This window comes from Nocardia sp. NPDC004278, assembly GCF_053602975.1.
Genome location: NZ_JBSGEQ010000004.1, coordinates 36,697 through 53,834, shown reverse-complemented (window position 1 = coordinate 53,834; position 17,138 = coordinate 36,697). Strand labels below are relative to the sequence as shown.

Genomic DNA, 17,138 nt, shown 5'->3' with positions numbered 1-17,138 from the left:
CTACGGGCCCGCATCGGCCACGATCAGCGTGCGGTGGCCTCGGTGGTCAGCGACCTGAGCAGTTGGAGTACTTCGGACTCGCGGAACCGGCGGTGTCCACCCGGTGTGCGCAGCGACCCGAGGCGCCCGGCGTGGGCCCAGCGGGTGACGGTCTTCGGATCGACGTGGAACATGGCGGCCACTTGGCCCGGTGTCAGCAGGGTGTCCTGGCCGCCGACGGTGATCGCAGTCATAGCAAACCTCTCCGTTCTCGACAGTTCCCTCATCAGATGGCGCCATCGTTGCACTGCCACCCCTAGGTACTCGAACCACCTACAGTTGGTAAAGGGGAAGTAATAGACAAATGGGATAGAGGCCCTACCTCGGCAGGAGGTGTGGGCGATAGCTTCGCATAGGCTGGACGACGTGAGTGACGCAACTCCACCCAAAGGTGACCCAGGACAGCAAACGGCTGGCACCGGCGCGCGGCTGGCCCGCAATCTGGTGCTCTACACGCTCGCCAGGCTGGGGTTGGTCGTCGTCATCACGGCCGTGATCATTGGCATCGCCCGGCTGGTCTCGGTGGAGATCCCGATGGTGGTCGCCGCCCTGTTCGCCTTGATCATCGCCATGCCGCTGTCGCTGACGGTGTTCAAGAGGTTGCGGGCGCGGGTCAACGAGGACATCGCGATCGTCGATGCCAAGCGCCGTCAGGACAAGGCGCAACTGCGCGCCCGACTGCGCGGTGATGACGACTCGACCGGGGCGGCTTCGTGAAGTACTGCGACCGTAGTGCCCCGCGCGGCTGGGTCGACAATGCCGTGCGTCTCATCGAGGCCGATACCCAGCGCAGCGCCGACACCCACCTGCTCCGGTACCCGTTGCCGGCGGCGTGGAGCGTCCAGCTGTACCTGAAGGATGAGTCGACGCATATCACCGGCAGTCTCAAGCACCGGCTGGCGCGGTCGCTGTTCCTGTACGCGATCTGCAACGGCTGGATCACCGAGGGCACCACGGTGGTGGAAGCGTCCTCGGGGTCGACGGCGGTCAGCGAGGCGTATTTCGCCAAACTGCTCGGCCTCGATTTCGTGGCGGTAATGCCAGCGAGCACCTCGCCGCAGAAGATCGAGTTGATCGAGGCCCAAGGCGGCCGTTGTCATTTCGTGCAGCGCCCACCGGAGATGTACACCGAGGCGGCCCGGTTGGCCGCCGAATGCGGTGGTCACTTCATGGACCAGTTCACGCACGCCGAGCGCGCCACCGACTGGCGCGGCAATAACAACATCGCCGAATCCATCTTCGAGCAAATGGAATTGGAAACCCATCCGGTGCCGGACTGGATCGTGGTCGGCGCGGGCACCGGCGGTACCAGCGCCACCATCGGCCGCTACATCCGCTACCACCGCTACCCATCGAAGCTGGCCGTCGTCGATCCGGAGAACTCCGCGTTCTTCGGCGGCTACGAGACCGCCGACGCCGGATATCAGACCGGAATGCCTTCGCGTATAGAGGGAATCGGCCGCCCCCGGGTGGAGCCGTCCTTCATCGGCCAGGTGGTGGACCGGATGATCGAGGTCCCCGATGCCGCATCGATCGCGACCGCGCGGCACGCGAGTCGGGTAATCGGCCGCCGCGTAGGCGGTTCCACCGGCACCAATCTGTGGGGCGCCTTCGCGCTCATCGCCGAAATGATCGGCGCCGGTCGTTCCGGCAGTGTGGTGACCCTGCTGTGCGACGGCGGGGATCGCTATGCCGGAACGTATTTCGACGATGCGTGGGTCGAGGCGCAGGGCCTTAGCCTCGCCGAACCCGCGGCGGTTCTGGAAAAGTTCACCGCGACCGGGATCTGGTCGGGCTAGTCGCCGCACGCATATCCCTGACCCCGTCATCCCGGCCGTAGCGCCGGGGCGGCGGGGTTTTTGCTTTCTCCGGTAGCGAACTCCGACGTCGTCAATTTTTGTTGACAACTCGCGATGGCGTCAACCAAAATTGACGTCATGACTGAAGCAACCACACTGGCGGCCGCTGCGGGCAGTCCCGACCCCAGGGTCGGGCTGCGCGCGGTGCTCGCACTGCGTCGGCTGCTCGAACGGCTGGAGGCGATCCAGGTGACCAATGCCCGCGAACAGGGGTGGTCATGGCAGGCGATCGCGGAGGCGCTCGAGGTCAGCAAGCAGGCGGTCCACCAGAAATACAACCGGAGAGGCGGGAACCGCTGATGTTCGAACGGTTCAGCAGGGCAGCGAGGATCGCGATCGTCAGCGCCCAGGAAGACGCGCGCGAGCTGCGCTCACCCAGGATCGAGGTGGAGCATGTGCTGCTCGGCGTGTTGTCGCAGGGTGAGCCGGAGTTGAAGACGCTGCTCGAAGAGATGGGCGTCACGCATCGGGACGCGCTGAAAACCCTTGGCCGACAAAGCAAAGGTCAGCCGCTGGGGGAAGAGGATGCCGAGGCGCTGCGCTCGATCGGCATCGACCTGGACGCGGTGCGGGAGAGTCTGGAGGCGACCTTCGGTGCGGATGCGCTGGAGCGGGCGGCCCCCGAGGAGCGATCCAGATTCGGCTTCGGTCGCGACCGGAATTGGGGTCACATCCCATTTACCCGGGATGCGAAGAAGGTCATGGAACTGGGACTGCGAGAAGCGCTGGCCCGCAAGGAGAAGACCATCGAATCCGGACACCTGCTGCTCGGCATTCTGCGCGCGCCCAATGCGAACACCACCCGCATCCTGGGCGGTGCGAAGGCGATCGACGATCTCCGGCCGAAGGTGCACGCGCTGCTCGATCGTGCCGCGTGAGGGTTGGGTATGTGCATGCCACGGGATTTGCGTTTTGGGGCAGCACACGCCCGCCCTCCGGGCCTAGCATCGTGGCATGCAGCTTCTGATTCGGTTGATCATCAACGCGGTGGCCATCTGGCTGGCCGCCGCCTGGGTCGACAAGATCGAAATCCTCAGCCCAGCCGACAAGGGCAATGGCGGGAAAGTCATTGTCATCCTGGCCGTCGCCGTGGTCTTCACCGTGGTGAACGCCCTGGTCAAGCCGATCGTGAAACTTCTATCGCTGCCGCTGGTCATCCTGACCCTCGGTCTGTTCCTGCTGGTGATCAACGCGCTGATGCTGTGGCTCACCGCGAAGATCAGCGAGACCACCGACTACGGCCTGCGCGTCGACGGCTTCTGGGCCGCGCTCTGGGGCGGCATCATCGTCGCCCTGGTCAACTGGATCCTCGGCGTTCTGGTGCCGGACGGCGACTAGCAGCTGCGCGCCGCGTCAACCGCTCGTTCGATGGCGGAGTGGGGCTGAGCGTGCATTCTTCGAGCGAACGAGGCGGAAATCGCCGGATTCGGCCGGAAGGTGCGCGCTCGGACCCGCCCGCGACAAACCGGTGCGGCGCGTCGAAGTTCCTAACCGGCGATACCGAGCGCCAGCGCGGTAACCGCCGACCACACCAGCAGCGCCAGCCCCGAATCGCGCAGGGCCGGAATCAATTCCAACCCACCCTTACCGGAGCGCACCGGTGCGTTGGCGCGCACCGCCAGCGGCACCGCAACCAGCCCGACCAACGCCCACGGCGTGCGCACGACCAGCAGCAGCGTGGCGATGAACGGCACCGCGAGCAGCGCCAAGTGCAGCGTGCGGGTGCGCGGATCGCCGAGTTTGACCGCGAGGGTGACCTTCCCGGATTCGGTATCGGTCGGGATATCGCGCAGGTTATTGGCGACCAGCACCGCACTGGAGAATGCCCCGACCCCGACCGCGAGTACCAGTCCCGCCCATTCGATCCGCTCGGCCTGCACGAATTCGGTGCCGAGCACGCCGATCAGACCGAAGAATACGAATACCGCCAACTCGCCGAAACCGCTATAGCCGTACGGCTTGCTGCCACCGGTGTAATACCAGGCCCCGGCCAGGCAGGCCGCGCCGACCAGCAGCAACCACCACGCCGTCGCGATGACGAGCACCAGTCCGAAGACCGCACCGATGGCCAGGCTGATGATCGCGGCATTCTTGACCGCGGCGGGGGAGGCGAGCTTCTGCCCGACCAGCCGCAGCGGCCCGACGCGCACGTCATCGGTGCCGCGGATGCCGTCGGAGTAGTCGTTGGCGTAATTCACCCCGATGATCAGGGCCAGCGAAACCAGCAGCGCCAGAACGGCTTTCCACCACACCGCACCATCGATGGAGGCGGCGGCGCCGGTTCCGGCCAGGACAGGGGCGATCGCGTTCGGCAGGGTGCGGGGCCGTGCGCCCTCGATCCATTGCGCTGCAGTAGCCATATTCGCAGCCTAATGCGCGGCGCCGGTGCAGTCTGCTCGGGCGGTTCGGTTGGCTGGCCCGGTTCAGTTGGACTCGGTGGCCGCCTTCAATGAATGCGCTGAGGGGCGGCCGTGATCACCGCCTGTCGAACGATTTCGAACTCACCCAGCCCAAGCTACGCATCCGCGCAGAACAGGGGATAAACCATGCCAGCCCCGCAGGCATTGCTCGCATACGATAGCGACGGAATGTTTCCTGACCAGAGCGGCCCGATCGGCCGGAGTCGAACCTTGACGACGCCCGCAGGCGAATCGGTCTCAGTGGCCCTGCTGGGCGAAATTGCGCTACGCAAAGACGGTGTGCTCACGGCGCTACCCGGGGCGCGATCGCGGCTGCTGCTCGCGGCACTGGCCCTGCGCCCCGGTCGCAGCCGCAGCGCCCAGGCCCTGATCGATGAGGTCTGGGGTGAGCAGCCGCCGCGCGCGCCGATGAATGCGCTGCACACCCAGGTGTCGCGGCTGCGGTCCGCGCTGCCGGACGCGGCGCTGGAGATCGGCCCGGCCGGGTATCGCCTCACCTTGACCGCGGATCAGGTCGATTTGACCCTGGCCGACGAACTGCTGCGCGTGGCCCGCGCCAGACAGGCCGATGGCGACCACGCCGGTTGTCTGACCCTGGTCGCACAGGCCAGAGCGCTCTGGCGCGGTGAGCCGGGGGCCGACCTCCCCGCGGGCGAACTCGCCGATGAACTACGCGCCGCGGCGGCGCACCGGTTGTCCGAATTGGCGGCGATCGAGGTCGCAGCCCGGGTCGCGAGCGGCGATCTCGACGGCGCGGTCGCGATCACCCGCCGAACTGTGGCTGCGCAGCCGCTCGACGAGGCAGCGCATGCCACCTTGATGCGGTTGCTGGCCGCGGCCGGGCGGCCGAACGAGGCCTTGGATGTTTTCGCATCGGTTCGCGGGCGACTGATCGAGGAACTCGGCGCCGACCCCGGTCCGGCGCTGGTCGAGCTGAATACCGCCATCCTGCGTGGTGATCCGGTGCCGGGATTCGCAGTACGGACCGATCGTGGGCCGGCGTCGAATACGTCGACCGTTGTGAATTCGGCCACACCAGGCGATCTGCCAGCGGTGCGGGATTCGGTCGAGCGGGATTCGATCGGACGGGTCCCGGATTCGACCGCTGCCGCACCGCCGAGTGTGCTGTCGGCGATCGGCTTGCGCGCGGCCCCCAATGTCCTGCTCGGACGTGCCGCCGATCTGGACGCGCTCGAGGATCTGCTGTCCCGGTCCCGGGTGACCACGGTGCTCGGTCCCGGCGGCACCGGAAAGACCAGGGTGGCTAACGAATTGGGCGTTCGAGTGGCGCGCCGGGAGTCCGTGGTGCTGGTGGAGCTGGCCTCGGTGCGCGCCGATCCGGCCGCCGACGCCGATTCGCGCGCCGATATCGAGGCCGCGATCAGCACGACGCTGGGCCTGGGCGAGGTCGTCCGGGAGACGGCGTGGCGGCGCACCACCGGCTACAGCGATGCCGGTCGCCGCCTGCGCGACGCGCTCGCCGCCCGCCCGATGCTACTGATACTGGACAACTGTGAGCATTTGATCGATGCGGTGGCCGAGGTGGTCGCCGATCTGGTCGGCAGCTGTGACCAGCTCAGCGTGCTCACCACCAGCCGGGCACCGCTGGCGATCACCGCGGAAACGGTATATCCGCTGGCGCCCTTGGCGATCGACGCGGCCGGATCGCCCGCCACCGAGCTGTTCATGGCCAGGGCGCGTGCCGTGCGGCCGACGGTGCGGCTGGATCCCGAAGTCGTTGCCCGATTGTGCCGCACGCTCGACGGCCTGCCGCTGGCCATCGAACTCGCGGCCGCGCGGGTGCGAACCATGAGCGTCGAGGAGATCGAAACCCGGCTCGAACACCGCTTCGCCCTGCTGCGCAGCGGAGATCGCTCCTCGCCGGAACGGCATCGCACCTTGTACGCGGTGATCGCGTGGAGTTGGAATCTGCTCGAAGAGTCGCAGCAGATCGCCCTGCGCAGACTGTGCCGCTTTCCGGCCGGATTCACCCTCGATGCCGCCGAAGTGGTGGCCGGTGGGCCGGATGTCGACGACGTAGCCACGGCCGTGGACGGTTTGGTGAGCCAGTCATTGCTCACCGTCCTCGACGATGACGAAAGTCTCATCGGAACCCGCTACCGCATGCTGGAAACGGTCCGCGAATTCGGCGAGGAACAACTCGCGCACACCGGATCCGATGCGGCGGCAGGCATTCCGGGTGCGATCGACGAGCGTCCCCTGGTGATGGATCGAATGTCGCGCTGGGCCCGTGATTATTCGATCTCGGCCGTGCACCGCTATCTCTCGGACGCGCAGGTGGCCACCGTGCTCTCGGTGGGTGCTGAGCTCGACAATCTGGTCACTGTGCTGCGGTATGCGCTGGAACGCAGGGACGCCCGCACGGTGTACCGGGTCTTTCCGGTGCTGGGCACGCTGTGGGTGATGCGCGGCGCGCATATGGAGCTGAGCGGTTGGGCGCGCCGGATTCTCAATCTGGCGCCCGAACCCGGTCCGGTACGCGGTACGGTCGCCGACCTGCAGATGCTCGCGCATCTGCAGGTCGGTATGCACATGGTGTACTTGAGTGGTGACCTACGTGCGGTGGGGATCACCCGAGCGCGGATCCGTCGATTGCTGAGCACTGCAATCGATCTCAATAGTGGAGTGCGCTTTCTCGGCGTCATCGCCTGCGGGGATCCCTCGGGTTCGGGCGCGGCCAGGCTGTTCGCCGATGGCGCCCGATCGAAGGATCCCTTGGTGCGCGCCGCAGCGGTATTCATGCGCGCAAATGTCCTGGAAAACACCGGCAATGTGTACGGCTCCACCCGTGACGCACTGGCCGCCCTGCAGCTGATCGAAGGCACTGATGTCTGGGGTACGGCGATGGTCACCCAGCATCTCGGACAACTCGCCGGACAGACCGCGCACTATGCCGATGCGGTGGAGAACTACCGCAGGGCTGGGGAGCTGCTGCGGGAGTTGCGCGCACACGAGGAAGCTGTGGAGATGCGCAGCTTTCTCGCGGTATCGCTGATCGGCGCCGGTCGTCTCGCGGAGGCGCGGCGGGAGCTGGGCTTCGCGCTCGGCGCGCCGGATGGTGAACCGGCACATGGTTCTTCGATCGACGACCCGCACATCCGGCGCAACCATCGGCTGGCGCCCGTCGTCATCGGGGTGGCCGAACTCGAACTGGCCGAAGGCGATATCGATGCCGGGCTGCGCCATTACCGTCGGGCGCTGGACCTGTACGGCTGGCCAGATGATGAACCGATGCCGGGCCCGGGCATCCTGATGACCGCGAGCGGCGCGGTGGACGCGTACGTGCTCTATGGGCGGCCAGCGGAGGCGGACGATATCGTGCGCACGCTGGTTCGTCTGGCGGCGGGCCGACTCGGGCAGTTCTACGATCTGCCGCAGATCGGCGCGGTCGGCAATGCGGTCGGCACCTTTCATCTCGCGATCCGACACGATTCGGAGACCGGCCTGGAACTGGTGTCGCTGGCCAGCAAAGTAATGGCACGACAGGACAATCCGTCGGCCGAATTGCGGCGGCACATCGCGCTGCATCGAACTGCGGTGGGCGCCGACCGTTTGGATGCGGCACTGCATCGGGCCGCGGGTCTGCGTCGACGGCAAGCGGCGGACCGGATCCTCGAGCTGCTCCAGGAATTGTCCTGTGACAACGAAAATCGCGGTGGGTGACTTGTCGTCTCCCACCGCGACTTTCGGTTAGCGGTCAGAACTGAGTGGTCACGCCCGGCGCATATAAGCCCGGACCGCGAGCGGTGCGAAGATCACGATCACGACCACCGAGCCGATCAGCGACCAGGCCAGATCACTGCTGTAGACGTGGCCGTTCATCAACTCTCGGGCGGCATTGACCATGTAGTAGATCGGGTTTGCGCGGTCGATTCCCTGCAGCCAGCCTGGCATGGTGCTGACCTGTGCGAACGCGCCGGACATAAAGGTCAGCGGGAACATGATCATCATCGAAATGCCCTGCACGCCAGCGGCGCTCTTACCTGTGACGCCGACCAGTGCCCAGATCCAGCTCACCGCGAACGAGCAGAAGATCACCACCAGACCGGCGACCACGACCGCGACGAACCCGCCGCCGGGACGGTAGCCGAGGCACAGACCGACAACCACGGTGAGCACGGTCGCGAGACTGTAGCGCACCATATCGGCGATCAATGCGCCCGCCAGCGCCGAAATACGGGAAATGGGTAGGGATTTGAATCGGTCGAAGACGCCCTTGTCCATATCCTCGCGCAGCTGGGTACCGGTGACCACCGAGGTGAGGACCACGGTCTGCACGAGGATGCCCGGAATCAGAGTCGGCAGGTAGTCGTGCACGTTGTGTGAGATCGCGCCGCCGAAGATATAGGCGAACAGCGCGGTGAACAGAATCGGCTGAATCGTCACATCGAACAGCTGTTCCGGATTGTGCTTGATCTTCAAAATGCCACGGTAGGCCATCGTGAACGAGGTTTCCACGGTCTGCCGGAGGCTGATCTTGTTGCTGGCTTCCGGGATTGCGATCGGCGCGGCGTGGCGCGCCGGGGGTGGTGCGGTAATGGTGGTCATGCCGCGCTCCGTTCGTTGTCGTCTTCGGCCGGGTGGCCGGTGATGGTGAGGAAGACCTCGTCGAGGCTGGGCTTGCTGACGGTGATCTCGTCGATCGCGATCTCCCACTCGCGCAGGCGGATCAGCAGATCGGCGGTCATGCCCGCATCCTTGAGCGGGGCGGTGAGCCGTCCGGCCTCCGGCGTGATCTGGGCCTCGGTGCCCAGGAATTCGCCGACAATGCGGCGGGCCTCATCGAGCTGGGCCCGATCGACCAGGGTCAGGTGCAGTGCGGAGCCGCCGATCGAGGCCTTGAGCTGGTCGGCGGTGCCGTCGGCGATCACCTTGCCGTGGTCGATGACGGCGATCCGGTCGGCGAGCTGATCGGCCTCGTCGAGGTACTGCGTGGTGAGCAGCACCGTCGCACCCTCGCGCACCAGACGGCGGATGGTCTCCCACATCTGGGCGCGGGTGCGCGGATCGAGGCCGGTGGTCGGCTCGTCCAGGAACAGCAGCGGCGGTGTCGCGATCAGGCTGGCGGCCAGATCGAGACGGCGCCGCATGCCGCCGGAGAAGTTCTTCAGCGGCTTGTCCGCCGCCGCGGTGAGGTCGAATTCCTCGAGCAGTTCGACCGACTTGCGCCTGGCATCGCTCCGGCTCAGACCGAGCAGGCGAGAGAAGATGACCAGGTTTTCGGTGGCGGAGAGACCCTCGTCGACCGAGGCGTACTGCCCGGTAACGCCGACCAGGGAGCGCACGGCCGTCGGTTCGGCGACGACGTCACGGCCAAAGATGCGGGCGCTGCCGCCGTCCGGGCGCAATAGGGTGGCCAACATGCGGATGGTCGTGGTCTTGCCCGCGCCGTTCGGTCCGAGCACGCCGTAGACCGAGCCCTGCGGAACCGCCAGGCTCACACCGTCGACGGCGCGCTGTTCCCCGAACACCTTGACCAGACCGTCCGCCTCCACGGCGAGCGCTGAATTGGGTGTGAAAGAAGTCATGCACAAGACTTTGCGGCCCGCGTCTTGCACGGTCCTTGCACCACGATGTCGCGCATCCTTGCACCGCGATCGCGCGCCCCAACACCGTTAGGTCAACGAGGGAACTTTCGGGAGAACATGGGTAACTCGCCGGGTACCGGCTAACTCAGCCACCGTGCCACCACAGGTCGCCAACGCAACCGTGGCGGCACCTGGGTCCGGCGCCTAAATACGCGGAGAGGCGGACAAGTATTCGCGGAGCTTGGCGCGGTCCGGCTTACCGGGGCCGCGCAGCGGGAGCTCATCGAGGATCGCGAGTTCGCGTGGGGCGGCGATGGAGTCGAGTTCACGCACCACGTGGTCGCGCAGTTCCTCGAGGGTCGGAGTGGCGCCGGCGGCGGGGACCACAGCGACGGCGACCCGCTGCCCGAGCCGGTCGTCGGGCAGACCGAGCACCACGCATTCGCTGATTCCCGGATGGGTGATCAGCACGGCCTCCACCACCTGCGGGATGACGAGCAGCCCACCGGTCACGATCGCCTCGTCGAGCCGTCCGGTGATGCTGAGCACGCCGTTCTCGTAGGTGCCCGCGTCATCGGTGCGGAACCAGCCGGGTTCGGCGAAGGCCGGATGATCGGGCTGGCCGCGGTAGCCGTTGGCGATCATCGCGCCGCCGAGCAGGACGCGACCGTCCTCGATGCGGATCTCGGTGCCGTCCAGCGGAATACCGTCGTATACGCAACCACCGCAGGTTTCGCTCATGCCGTAGGTGCGAACCACATTGATACCGGCCGCTTTCGCGCGTTCATAGACCGGAGCCGGGGTGGCGGCACCACCGACCAGCACGCCGTCCAACTGCGCCAGCGCCGCCGCCGCTTCGGGTGCCTCCAGGGCCTTGATGAGTTGTGTCGGGACCAATGCGGAGTAGCGGCGCTCACCGCGCATACCGGAGATGGCGCCCGCGAGCGCCTCGGGTAGGAAGCCGCCGGAAACGTCGAGGACGGTGGGTTCGGTACCGGCCAGGATGCTGCGCAGCAGCACCTGAATGCCAGCGATGTGGTGGGTCGGCAGGGCGAGCAGCCAGGTGCCCGGACCGCCGAGGCGATCGTGGGTCGCGGTTCCGCTGGCCCGCAGCGCCGCGGCACTGAGCATGGCGCCCTTCGGGAGACCGGTGGTGCCCGAGGTGGTCACCACGAGCGCCACCTCGTCATCGATCGGCTCGCCCGGGGCCAGCGCATCGCTCAGTCGCCGGGCCTCCCTGCGGTCGCTGGTGGGTATCGGCAACCAGGCGGGACCGTTGCCCTCCAACACTTCTCGCAAATGCGGCATTACATCGCCGAGCCCCGATCCGGTCGGCATCGGCAGCGTCCGCAGGGTCTTACTCATGACCGCGCCTCGCCGGCGCTCGGCTCCATCAGGCACGGGTCCGCAGTGCGCGGGCGCGCTGTACCCATGGTTCGCTCGCTTCGCTCTCTCACGACTGCACCTCGCTGCTGCTCGGCCCGGTCGTGCGCAGGCGCGCTGTGTTCATGGTTCGCTCGCTGCGCTCCCTCACGACCTTGATCGTGTCATGTCAACGTCACCGCATGCGGCAGGGGTCGGTTTGCTGAGGCGGCGGGGAGTGGCTGCGGCCGCGTCAGGGGAGGAGAACTCGGGTACGCCGGACATCGAGACTGCGATTCACTCGGAGGACGGTACTCAGTGGCGGTCGCCCGGACGTCGGCGGTCGGGCGGCCATTCGTGCGTTATCGTCCTCGCCGGGGTCGGCATTGGCAACTCGGGCCGGACCGCCATGGTCGCCGCTGCCGCCGCGATCAGTCCGGTGACCAGCGCGAATCTCGTCGGATCGGATGCTCGGCGGGCACTTCGACCAAAACGATGGGCACCCCGTCCGGATCGTGCACCCACATTTCGATCAACCCCCACGGCTCCCGCACCGGCGCGCGATCGATGGCAATGCCCTTGAGAGCGAGTTCGGCCGCGGCGTCCGAAATATCGCGTACCTGCAGCCAGAGCGCGCCCTCGAACGCCGTGGAATTACCCGATCCGCCGTGCCCGGCCACCTCGACCAGCGACTGTCCAGCGAAGAAAACCGTGCCGCCCGGATACTCCCGCGCGATCGCCAGCCCGAGTCCGTCGCGGTAGAAGGCGAGTGTCGCGCGATAGTCGGCGGGCCGCAGGATGACTCGGCTGCTGAGGATGTCCATCTCAGAAGTACCAGGGGTAGGGGGTCCAGTCCGGCTTGCGCTTCTCCAGGAAGGCGTCGCGGCCCTCGACCGCTTCATCGGTCATGTACGCCATCCGGGTGGCCTCGCCCGCGAACAGCTGCTGGCCGACCAGGCCATCGTCGAGCAGGTTGAACGCGTACTTGAGCATGCGCTGGGCCTGCGGGGATTTGCCATTGATGTCGGCGGCCCACTCCAGCGCCACATTCTCCAGCTCGGCGTGGTCGACGACCTTGTTCACCGCGCCCATCTGATGCATTTCCTCGGCGGTGTAGGGACGGCCGAGGAAGAAGATTTCCCGCGCGAATTTCTGGCCGACCATTTTCGCGAGATACGCACTGCCGTAACCGCCGTCGAAGCTGCCGACATCGGCGTCGGTCTGCTTGAATCTGGCGTGCTCGCGGCTGGCCAGGGTCAGATCGCAGACCACGTGCAGGCTGTGGCCGCCGCCCGCCGCCCAGCCGTTGACCAGCGCGATGACCACCTTCGGCATGAACCGGATCAACCGCTGCACCTCGAGGATGTGCAGGCGGCCAGCGCGGGCCTGGTCGACGGTGTCCGCGGTCTCGCCTTCGGCGTACTGGTAGCCGCTGCGGCCACGGATGCGCTGGTCACCGCCGGAGCAGAAGGCCCAGCCGCCATCCTTGGGGCTCGGTCCGTTGCCGGTGAGCAGGACCGCGCCGACGTCCGGGGTCATCCTGGCGTGATCGAGCGCGCGATAGAGCTCGTCGACCGTGTGGGGACGGAACGCATTGCGCACCTCCGGCCGATCGAAGGCCACCCGGACGGTGCCCTGTTCGATATGCCGGTGATAGGTGATGTCGGTCAGGTTCTCGAACCCTGGAACGGGCCGCCACAGCTTCGGATTGAACGTCACCCCAGTGATTATTGCTTCCGTCGATAATCCGGGTGCCAGCGACTTCCATGCGAACTTCTACGGACCCGATGGCGTTACTCGGCGGTACGACTTGACGGTGTAAAACTACGCGTTACCGTGCAGGGATGGATGCAGTATCGCGGAGCGATTCAATGCGGGGCGGCGGTCCGGCAACGGGAGGGCGTGAGGCAGTGAAACGGGTTACCGAGCGAAGTGTCGGTCGATCCAGCCCGCGCATCGACCACAGTGCCGTGGACGAATCCCGGTACGAGAAGCACGGTGGCTTCCCCAAGGTCTCCCGCGCTCGGATCGGGGCCAACTTCGGGCCGTTCGTCGAGGTCATGCGCACGCTGCAGGATCTGGCCGTCTCCGTGGACGCGCCCGACGAGGTCTTCGGTGACGCGCTCGCCCAGGCGCGACAGCTCGTCGAACTGCTCGAGCCCTACCGTGCGCCCGAACTCCAGGGCCCGGCGGGCCGCGCGGTCGAATTGCCCGGGCGCGGCAGCCTTTTGCTGCTGCCGTGGCAGGTGGTCGAGGCCGGACCCGACGGCATCGAGATGACCGGTGAGTTCCGCCGCTACCACCTCGGCGGCAATGGCGCGGCACACGGCGGTGTGCTCCCGCTGCTCTTCGACGACCTGCTCGGCATGATCGTGCATTACGCGGGACGACCGATCAGCCGCACCGCCTACCTCCATGTGAACTACCGCAAGATCACTCCGCTCGAGACGTCGCTGACCGTGCGCGGTCGCGTCGACCGCATCGAAGGGCGCAAAACGTACATAACCGCGGAATTGGCCGATGAGCAGGGCAATGTCCTCGCGGATTGTGAAGGATTGATGGTCGAATTGCTGCCGTGGCAGCCGTAGCTGGATGAGCGCCGTGTGACCGCGCGCACCAGTGCGTATAGTGACGTGCGCTCGTTCATCGACATCGATTCCGGAGGAACCTGAAAGTGGTTGCAGCACTGTCTGAATCCCTGCTCGACGACGCTAAGCGCACGGCCTTCCTTGCCGATGCCAAGGAGGTTCTGGACGCCGAGGTGTCGGACAAGGGTGGTGCGTCTGGCCTTGCGGTCAAGGGTGGGTACGCGGCGGTCAAGAAGCTCAGCCCAGGCATCGTGCCCGATGCACTGGAGTCATTGGCGCCCAAGCTCGTATCGCAGCTGGAGCCCTTCTGGCAGGAATACACGGCCGCGGGATCCGGCAGTTTCGCCGACCTGCTGGTCGCCAAGTCCGATGAGGTCGCCGAGGCATTGCTCGCGGTGACCGACGCGCGTGCCGAGGCCTCGACGCGTCCGGCGCTGCAGAAGGTCTACTCGTCGATGCGTTCCTCGGCCAAGAAGAACGTCATCGAGGCCCTGCCGCGCCTCGGCGACCTGGTCCAGCGCCACGCTTGAGTTCGATTTGCGGCGCCTGCGGCGCTGCGTGTTCGCGGCCCCCGCTATCCCAATATTCAGCATCGCCTAGCGATTCGATGAGGGGTGGCGGTCGGGCGACCGCCCCTTCGTGGTCGGTAGGGCGGTGATCCTTGCGCCGCATAGGAATCCGCTTCGGCGAGGCGGATTTCAGATCTGTGGCGCATACCGGCCGCCCGCGTCCGGTGGTGGGCGCGGGCGGCAAATCCCACTCGAACACCTGTTTGCGAGGGAGCGTAGCGAGCGAACCATCGGCACAGCGCCCCGTGGGCACAATGGTGCCGAGCGCTAGCGAGGTGCCATTGTGAGCAGGGTGACGAAGACGTCGGAGCAACTGTCTGAGAGGCTGGAGGCGTGAATCCGTCTACAGCACAGGCGCAGGTGGTCGTTGACGAACTCGCGCGCGGGGGTGTGCGAGACGTCGTTCTGTGTCCTGGGTCCAGGAACGCGCCGCTGGCATTCGCCCTCCAGGCGGCCGATGCGGCGGGCAAGCTGCGGCTGCATATGCGCATCGACGAGCGGACCGCTGGCTTTCTGGCCATCGGGCTCGCGATCGCCAGCCGACTACCGGTGCCGGTCGTCATGACCTCGGGGACCGCCGTCGCCAATCTCGGTCCCGCGGTGCTGGAGGCGAACTACGCCCGGGTTCCGCTGGTGGTGCTCAGTGCCAACCGGCCCTACGAAATGCTCGGCTCCGGCGCCAATCAGACCGTGGAGCAGTTCGGTCTGTTCGGTAGCCAGGTGCGTGCCTCGATCAGCCTCGGACTCGCCGAGGAGGAATGCGGGGACGGTGCGCCCTACAGCCAGCAGAACAGCCAGTGGCGTTCGGCCGTCTGCCGGGTGCTGGCCGCGGCCCGCGGCACCCGCTCCGGCAATGCCGGGCCGGTGCATTTCGATATTCCGCTGCGCGAGCCGCTGGTCCCGGACCATGCACCGGGTGAATCGGCGCCGCAGGGGCGTGCCAGCGGTGCCGCGTGGACGTCGACCCAGTACGCGACGCTCGACGTCCCACTCGAACTCGATCTGACACCCGATACGGTCGTCATCTCCGGCCACGGCGCCGGATTGCGTCCGGAACTGGCCGAGCTGCCGACGGTCGCCGAACCCACCGCCCCGATGCACGGCCCCGCCCTGCATCCGCTGGCACTGCCGCTGCTGAAGCCGCGCCAGGCGATCATCACCGGGCGTCCGACACTGCATCGCCAGGTCGCGAAGGTGCTCGCCGATCCGGCCGTCACCGTCTACGCGCTCACCACCGGTCCGCGCTGGCCCGATGTCTCCGGCAATGTGGTTGGTACTGGAACCCGGGCGGTCACCACGGGTGCGCCGCGCGCCGAATGGCTGGCGTACTGCCGGGAATTGAACGCGCGGGCCGTTCAGGTGGTCCGCGCGGAACTCGCCAAGCATCCGAAGCCGACCGGCCTACATGTCGCCGATGTGGTGATGCACGCACTGCGCGAGGGTGACCAGTTGCTGCTCGGCGCATCCAATCCGGTGCGTGACGCGGCCCTGGTCTCCCATCCGCACCCCGGTATCCGGGTGCTGTCCAATCGCGGCGTCGCGGGCATCGACGGCACCGTCTCCACGGCCGTCGGTGCGGCACTGCACCACACCGGTCGCACCATCGCGCTGATCGGTGACCTCACCTTCCTGCACGACGCCTCCGGCCTGCTCATCGGCCGCGGCGAACCCCGGCCCGCCGATCTGACCATCGTGGTCGCCAACGACGACGGCGGCGGCATCTTCGAACTCCTCGAACAGGGTGACCCGCAGTACGCCGGTGTCTTCGAGCGCGTCTTCGGCACCCCGCACGGCATGGATCTGGCCGCGTTGTGCGCCGCCTACCGGATCCCGCACAAACAGGTCGATCCGGCGCAGCTAGCGGCCGAATTGGCGGGGCATGCGCATGGTCTGCGCGTGCTCGAAGTGGCGACCGAGCGCTCGAGCCTGCGGGAGTTGCACGCGACGGTGCGGGCCAAGATCGCGCCGTGAGCCGAGAGCTCAGTACGCCGGACCCGGTTCGTGATCGTCATCGAGCGGTACGGCGATCGACTGCTCCACCACATCGGCGGGATCGGCGCTGAAGGCGTCGCGGTCGACCGCGGCGACCAGATCGCGGTCGCTGCTGATATCCGCCCTGTCATCGTCGTAGTCGGGGTAGGCGACGACGGACTGCTCGACGTAGTCGGCCTCCCCAACCTCGTCCAGCGTGCGGGATGTGCTGGGATCGGTCATCGTTCACTCCTCTCCGCGCGTGCTCTGCGGCCGGGTACCCGATCATCTGCCGGGGGAAAACCAGGTGCTGCGGGAATCACAGCGCGAGCGGACATCAGTCCAACACTGTTGAGAATGCTCCTAGTTCGGCCGCACGGCAACCCATCCGCTACTCGGGTCGCCTCATTCGCCCTCGACCGGACCCGACCCGTTCGCGGGATGTTCGACCAGCGCCAGTGTGCGCCCGGCCAGGAACCGCGCGGTACGCACCGGGACCCCGGTCCGCGTCACCTCGCTGACTTCCACCACGCCCCGTGCGATGCGGACCTCGACCTTGCGCCCCGCACGCGTTGCGGCCACTTCATAGCTGCGAGACTCGTCGCCGAAATCGACGACGATCTCCACCCGATCACCCTTCATCTTCCAATTCTCCGCTTTTCCAGCACTTTTCGCCGCTACGACTTGGTTGCGATGGAGTCCCGCGGGAGCCGCGAGGAAGCTCGCGCGCCGTGCGGGATCGGCCCGGACGCGCTCCGGCGCGAGGAACGCGGCGAACCGA

At 66.9% G+C, this 17,138-nt stretch carries 18 protein-coding genes; 9 read left to right on the top strand and 9 right to left on the bottom strand.

Features of this window, described 5'->3' with window-relative positions:
* Positions 1 to 23 precede the first annotated feature (23 nt).
* A complete protein-coding gene (locus ACWEO2_RS07440) occupies positions 24 to 233 on the bottom strand; it encodes a BldC family transcriptional regulator (protein WP_330250627.1) in 210 nt (69 codons plus the stop codon).
* Between the two features lie 172 nt (positions 234 to 405).
* Between ACWEO2_RS07440 and ACWEO2_RS07435 the strand changes: the two genes are divergently transcribed.
* From ACWEO2_RS07435 to ACWEO2_RS07415, 5 genes are all read left to right on the top strand, one after another.
* Positions 406 to 756: a DUF4229 domain-containing protein gene (locus tag ACWEO2_RS07435; RefSeq protein WP_354959889.1), complete on the top strand. Its 351-nt coding sequence runs from the start codon at positions 406 to 408 to the stop codon at positions 754 to 756.
* Positions 753 to 1,838: a PLP-dependent cysteine synthase family protein gene (locus ACWEO2_RS07430; RefSeq protein ID WP_452404563.1), complete on the top strand. Its 1,086-nt coding sequence runs from the start codon at positions 753 to 755 to the stop codon at positions 1,836 to 1,838. The genes ACWEO2_RS07435 and ACWEO2_RS07430 overlap by 4 nt, the downstream gene beginning before the upstream one ends.
* Positions 1,839 to 1,976: 138 nt before the next feature.
* The gene (locus ACWEO2_RS07425; protein WP_354959891.1) at positions 1,977 to 2,198 is read left to right on the top strand and encodes a helix-turn-helix domain-containing protein; all 222 of its coding nucleotides are present in this window, start codon (positions 1,977 to 1,979) and stop codon (positions 2,196 to 2,198) included.
* Positions 2,198 to 2,776 carry a Clp protease N-terminal domain-containing protein gene (locus ACWEO2_RS07420; protein WP_452404562.1) on the top strand — a complete coding sequence of 193 codons (579 nt, stop codon included), beginning with the start codon at positions 2,198 to 2,200 and terminating at the stop codon, positions 2,774 to 2,776. The genes ACWEO2_RS07425 and ACWEO2_RS07420 overlap by 1 nt, the downstream gene beginning before the upstream one ends.
* A gap of 76 nt (positions 2,777 to 2,852) precedes the next feature.
* A complete protein-coding gene (locus ACWEO2_RS07415) occupies positions 2,853 to 3,236 on the top strand; it encodes a phage holin family protein (RefSeq protein WP_354959893.1) in 384 nt (127 codons plus the stop codon).
* Positions 3,237 to 3,385: 149 nt separating this feature from the next.
* Here ACWEO2_RS07415 and ACWEO2_RS07410 read toward each other — a convergent pair whose 3' ends face one another.
* A complete protein-coding gene (locus tag ACWEO2_RS07410; RefSeq protein ID WP_355179543.1) occupies positions 3,386 to 4,258 on the bottom strand; it encodes a 1,4-dihydroxy-2-naphthoate polyprenyltransferase in 873 nt (290 codons plus the stop codon).
* 270 nt (positions 4,259 to 4,528) lie between these two features.
* Between ACWEO2_RS07410 and ACWEO2_RS07405 the strand changes: the two genes are divergently transcribed.
* On the top strand, positions 4,529 to 8,002 hold the full coding sequence (locus ACWEO2_RS07405) for an AfsR/SARP family transcriptional regulator (RefSeq protein ID WP_452404561.1): 3,474 nt from the start codon (positions 4,529 to 4,531) through the stop codon (positions 8,000 to 8,002).
* A gap of 48 nt (positions 8,003 to 8,050) precedes the next feature.
* Here ACWEO2_RS07405 and ACWEO2_RS07400 read toward each other — a convergent pair whose 3' ends face one another.
* From ACWEO2_RS07400 to ACWEO2_RS07380, 5 genes are all read right to left on the bottom strand, one after another.
* Complete coding sequence (locus ACWEO2_RS07400; protein ID WP_452404560.1) at positions 8,051 to 8,887, bottom strand: ABC transporter permease; 837 nt, start codon at positions 8,885 to 8,887, stop codon at positions 8,051 to 8,053.
* Positions 8,884 to 9,867, bottom strand: a complete 984-nt coding sequence (locus tag ACWEO2_RS07395) for an ATP-binding cassette domain-containing protein (RefSeq protein WP_452404559.1) — start codon at positions 9,865 to 9,867, stop codon at positions 8,884 to 8,886. The genes ACWEO2_RS07400 and ACWEO2_RS07395 overlap by 4 nt, the downstream gene beginning before the upstream one ends.
* A gap of 204 nt (positions 9,868 to 10,071) precedes the next feature.
* Complete coding sequence (menE, locus tag ACWEO2_RS07390; protein ID WP_452404558.1) at positions 10,072 to 11,232, bottom strand: o-succinylbenzoate--CoA ligase; 1,161 nt, start codon at positions 11,230 to 11,232, stop codon at positions 10,072 to 10,074.
* A gap of 428 nt (positions 11,233 to 11,660) precedes the next feature.
* A complete protein-coding gene (locus tag ACWEO2_RS07385) occupies positions 11,661 to 12,053 on the bottom strand; it encodes a VOC family protein (RefSeq protein ID WP_354959899.1) in 393 nt (130 codons plus the stop codon).
* A gap of 1 nt (position 12,054) precedes the next feature.
* The gene (locus ACWEO2_RS07380) at positions 12,055 to 12,948 is read right to left on the bottom strand and encodes a 1,4-dihydroxy-2-naphthoyl-CoA synthase (protein ID WP_354959900.1); all 894 of its coding nucleotides are present in this window, start codon (positions 12,946 to 12,948) and stop codon (positions 12,055 to 12,057) included.
* A 251-nt stretch (positions 12,949 to 13,199) separates the two neighbouring features.
* On the opposite strand from ACWEO2_RS07380, the gene ACWEO2_RS07375 reads away from it, so the two are divergent.
* The 3 genes from ACWEO2_RS07375 (at position 13,200) to menD (ending at position 16,357) form a co-directional block, all read left to right on the top strand.
* Positions 13,200 to 13,817: a PaaI family thioesterase gene (locus ACWEO2_RS07375; protein WP_355179553.1), complete on the top strand. Its 618-nt coding sequence runs from the start codon at positions 13,200 to 13,202 to the stop codon at positions 13,815 to 13,817.
* Between the two features lie 86 nt (positions 13,818 to 13,903).
* On the top strand, positions 13,904 to 14,347 hold the full coding sequence (locus tag ACWEO2_RS07370; RefSeq protein ID WP_452404557.1) for a DUF6918 family protein: 444 nt from the start codon (positions 13,904 to 13,906) through the stop codon (positions 14,345 to 14,347).
* A gap of 372 nt (positions 14,348 to 14,719) precedes the next feature.
* Positions 14,720 to 16,357, top strand: coding sequence for a 2-succinyl-5-enolpyruvyl-6-hydroxy-3-cyclohexene-1-carboxylic-acid synthase (gene menD / locus ACWEO2_RS07365; protein ID WP_452404556.1), 1,638 nt, complete (start codon positions 14,720 to 14,722; stop codon positions 16,355 to 16,357).
* 9 nt (positions 16,358 to 16,366) lie between these two features.
* Here the strand turns inward: menD and ACWEO2_RS07360 are convergent, their stop codons facing one another.
* Complete coding sequence (locus ACWEO2_RS07360; protein ID WP_355179559.1) at positions 16,367 to 16,600, bottom strand: hypothetical protein; 234 nt, start codon at positions 16,598 to 16,600, stop codon at positions 16,367 to 16,369.
* 162 nt (positions 16,601 to 16,762) lie between these two features.
* Entirely contained in the window at positions 16,763 to 16,999 is a 237-nt protein-coding gene (locus tag ACWEO2_RS07355) for a hypothetical protein (protein WP_354960287.1), read from the bottom strand.
* Between the last annotated feature and the right edge of the window lie 139 nt (positions 17,000 to 17,138).

Excerpts from the sequence above, each read along its gene's own strand:
- ACWEO2_RS07440 (WP_330250627.1), bottom strand. The coding sequence starts at position 233 with ATGACTGCGATCACCGTCGGCGGCCAGGACACCCTGCTGACACCGGGC.
- ACWEO2_RS07425 (WP_354959891.1), top strand. The coding sequence starts at position 1,977 with ATGACTGAAGCAACCACACTGGCGGCCGCTGCGGGCAGTCCCGACCCC.
- ACWEO2_RS07420 (WP_452404562.1), top strand. The coding sequence starts at position 2,198 with ATGTTCGAACGGTTCAGCAGGGCAGCGAGGATCGCGATCGTCAGCGCC.
- ACWEO2_RS07415 (WP_354959893.1), top strand. The coding sequence starts at position 2,853 with ATGCAGCTTCTGATTCGGTTGATCATCAACGCGGTGGCCATCTGGCTG.
- ACWEO2_RS07410 (WP_355179543.1), bottom strand. The coding sequence starts at position 4,258 with ATGGCTACTGCAGCGCAATGGATCGAGGGCGCACGGCCCCGCACCCTG.
- ACWEO2_RS07400 (WP_452404560.1), bottom strand. The coding sequence starts at position 8,887 with ATGACCACCATTACCGCACCACCCCCGGCGCGCCACGCCGCGCCGATC.
- ACWEO2_RS07395 (WP_452404559.1), bottom strand. The coding sequence starts at position 9,867 with ATGACTTCTTTCACACCCAATTCAGCGCTCGCCGTGGAGGCGGACGGT.
- menE (WP_452404558.1), bottom strand. The coding sequence starts at position 11,232 with ATGAGTAAGACCCTGCGGACGCTGCCGATGCCGACCGGATCGGGGCTC.
- ACWEO2_RS07385 (WP_354959899.1), bottom strand. The coding sequence starts at position 12,053 with ATGGACATCCTCAGCAGCCGAGTCATCCTGCGGCCCGCCGACTATCGC.
- ACWEO2_RS07360 (WP_355179559.1), bottom strand. The coding sequence starts at position 16,600 with ATGACCGATCCCAGCACATCCCGCACGCTGGACGAGGTTGGGGAGGCC.
- ACWEO2_RS07355 (WP_354960287.1), bottom strand. The coding sequence starts at position 16,999 with ATGAAGGGTGATCGGGTGGAGATCGTCGTCGATTTCGGCGACGAGTCT.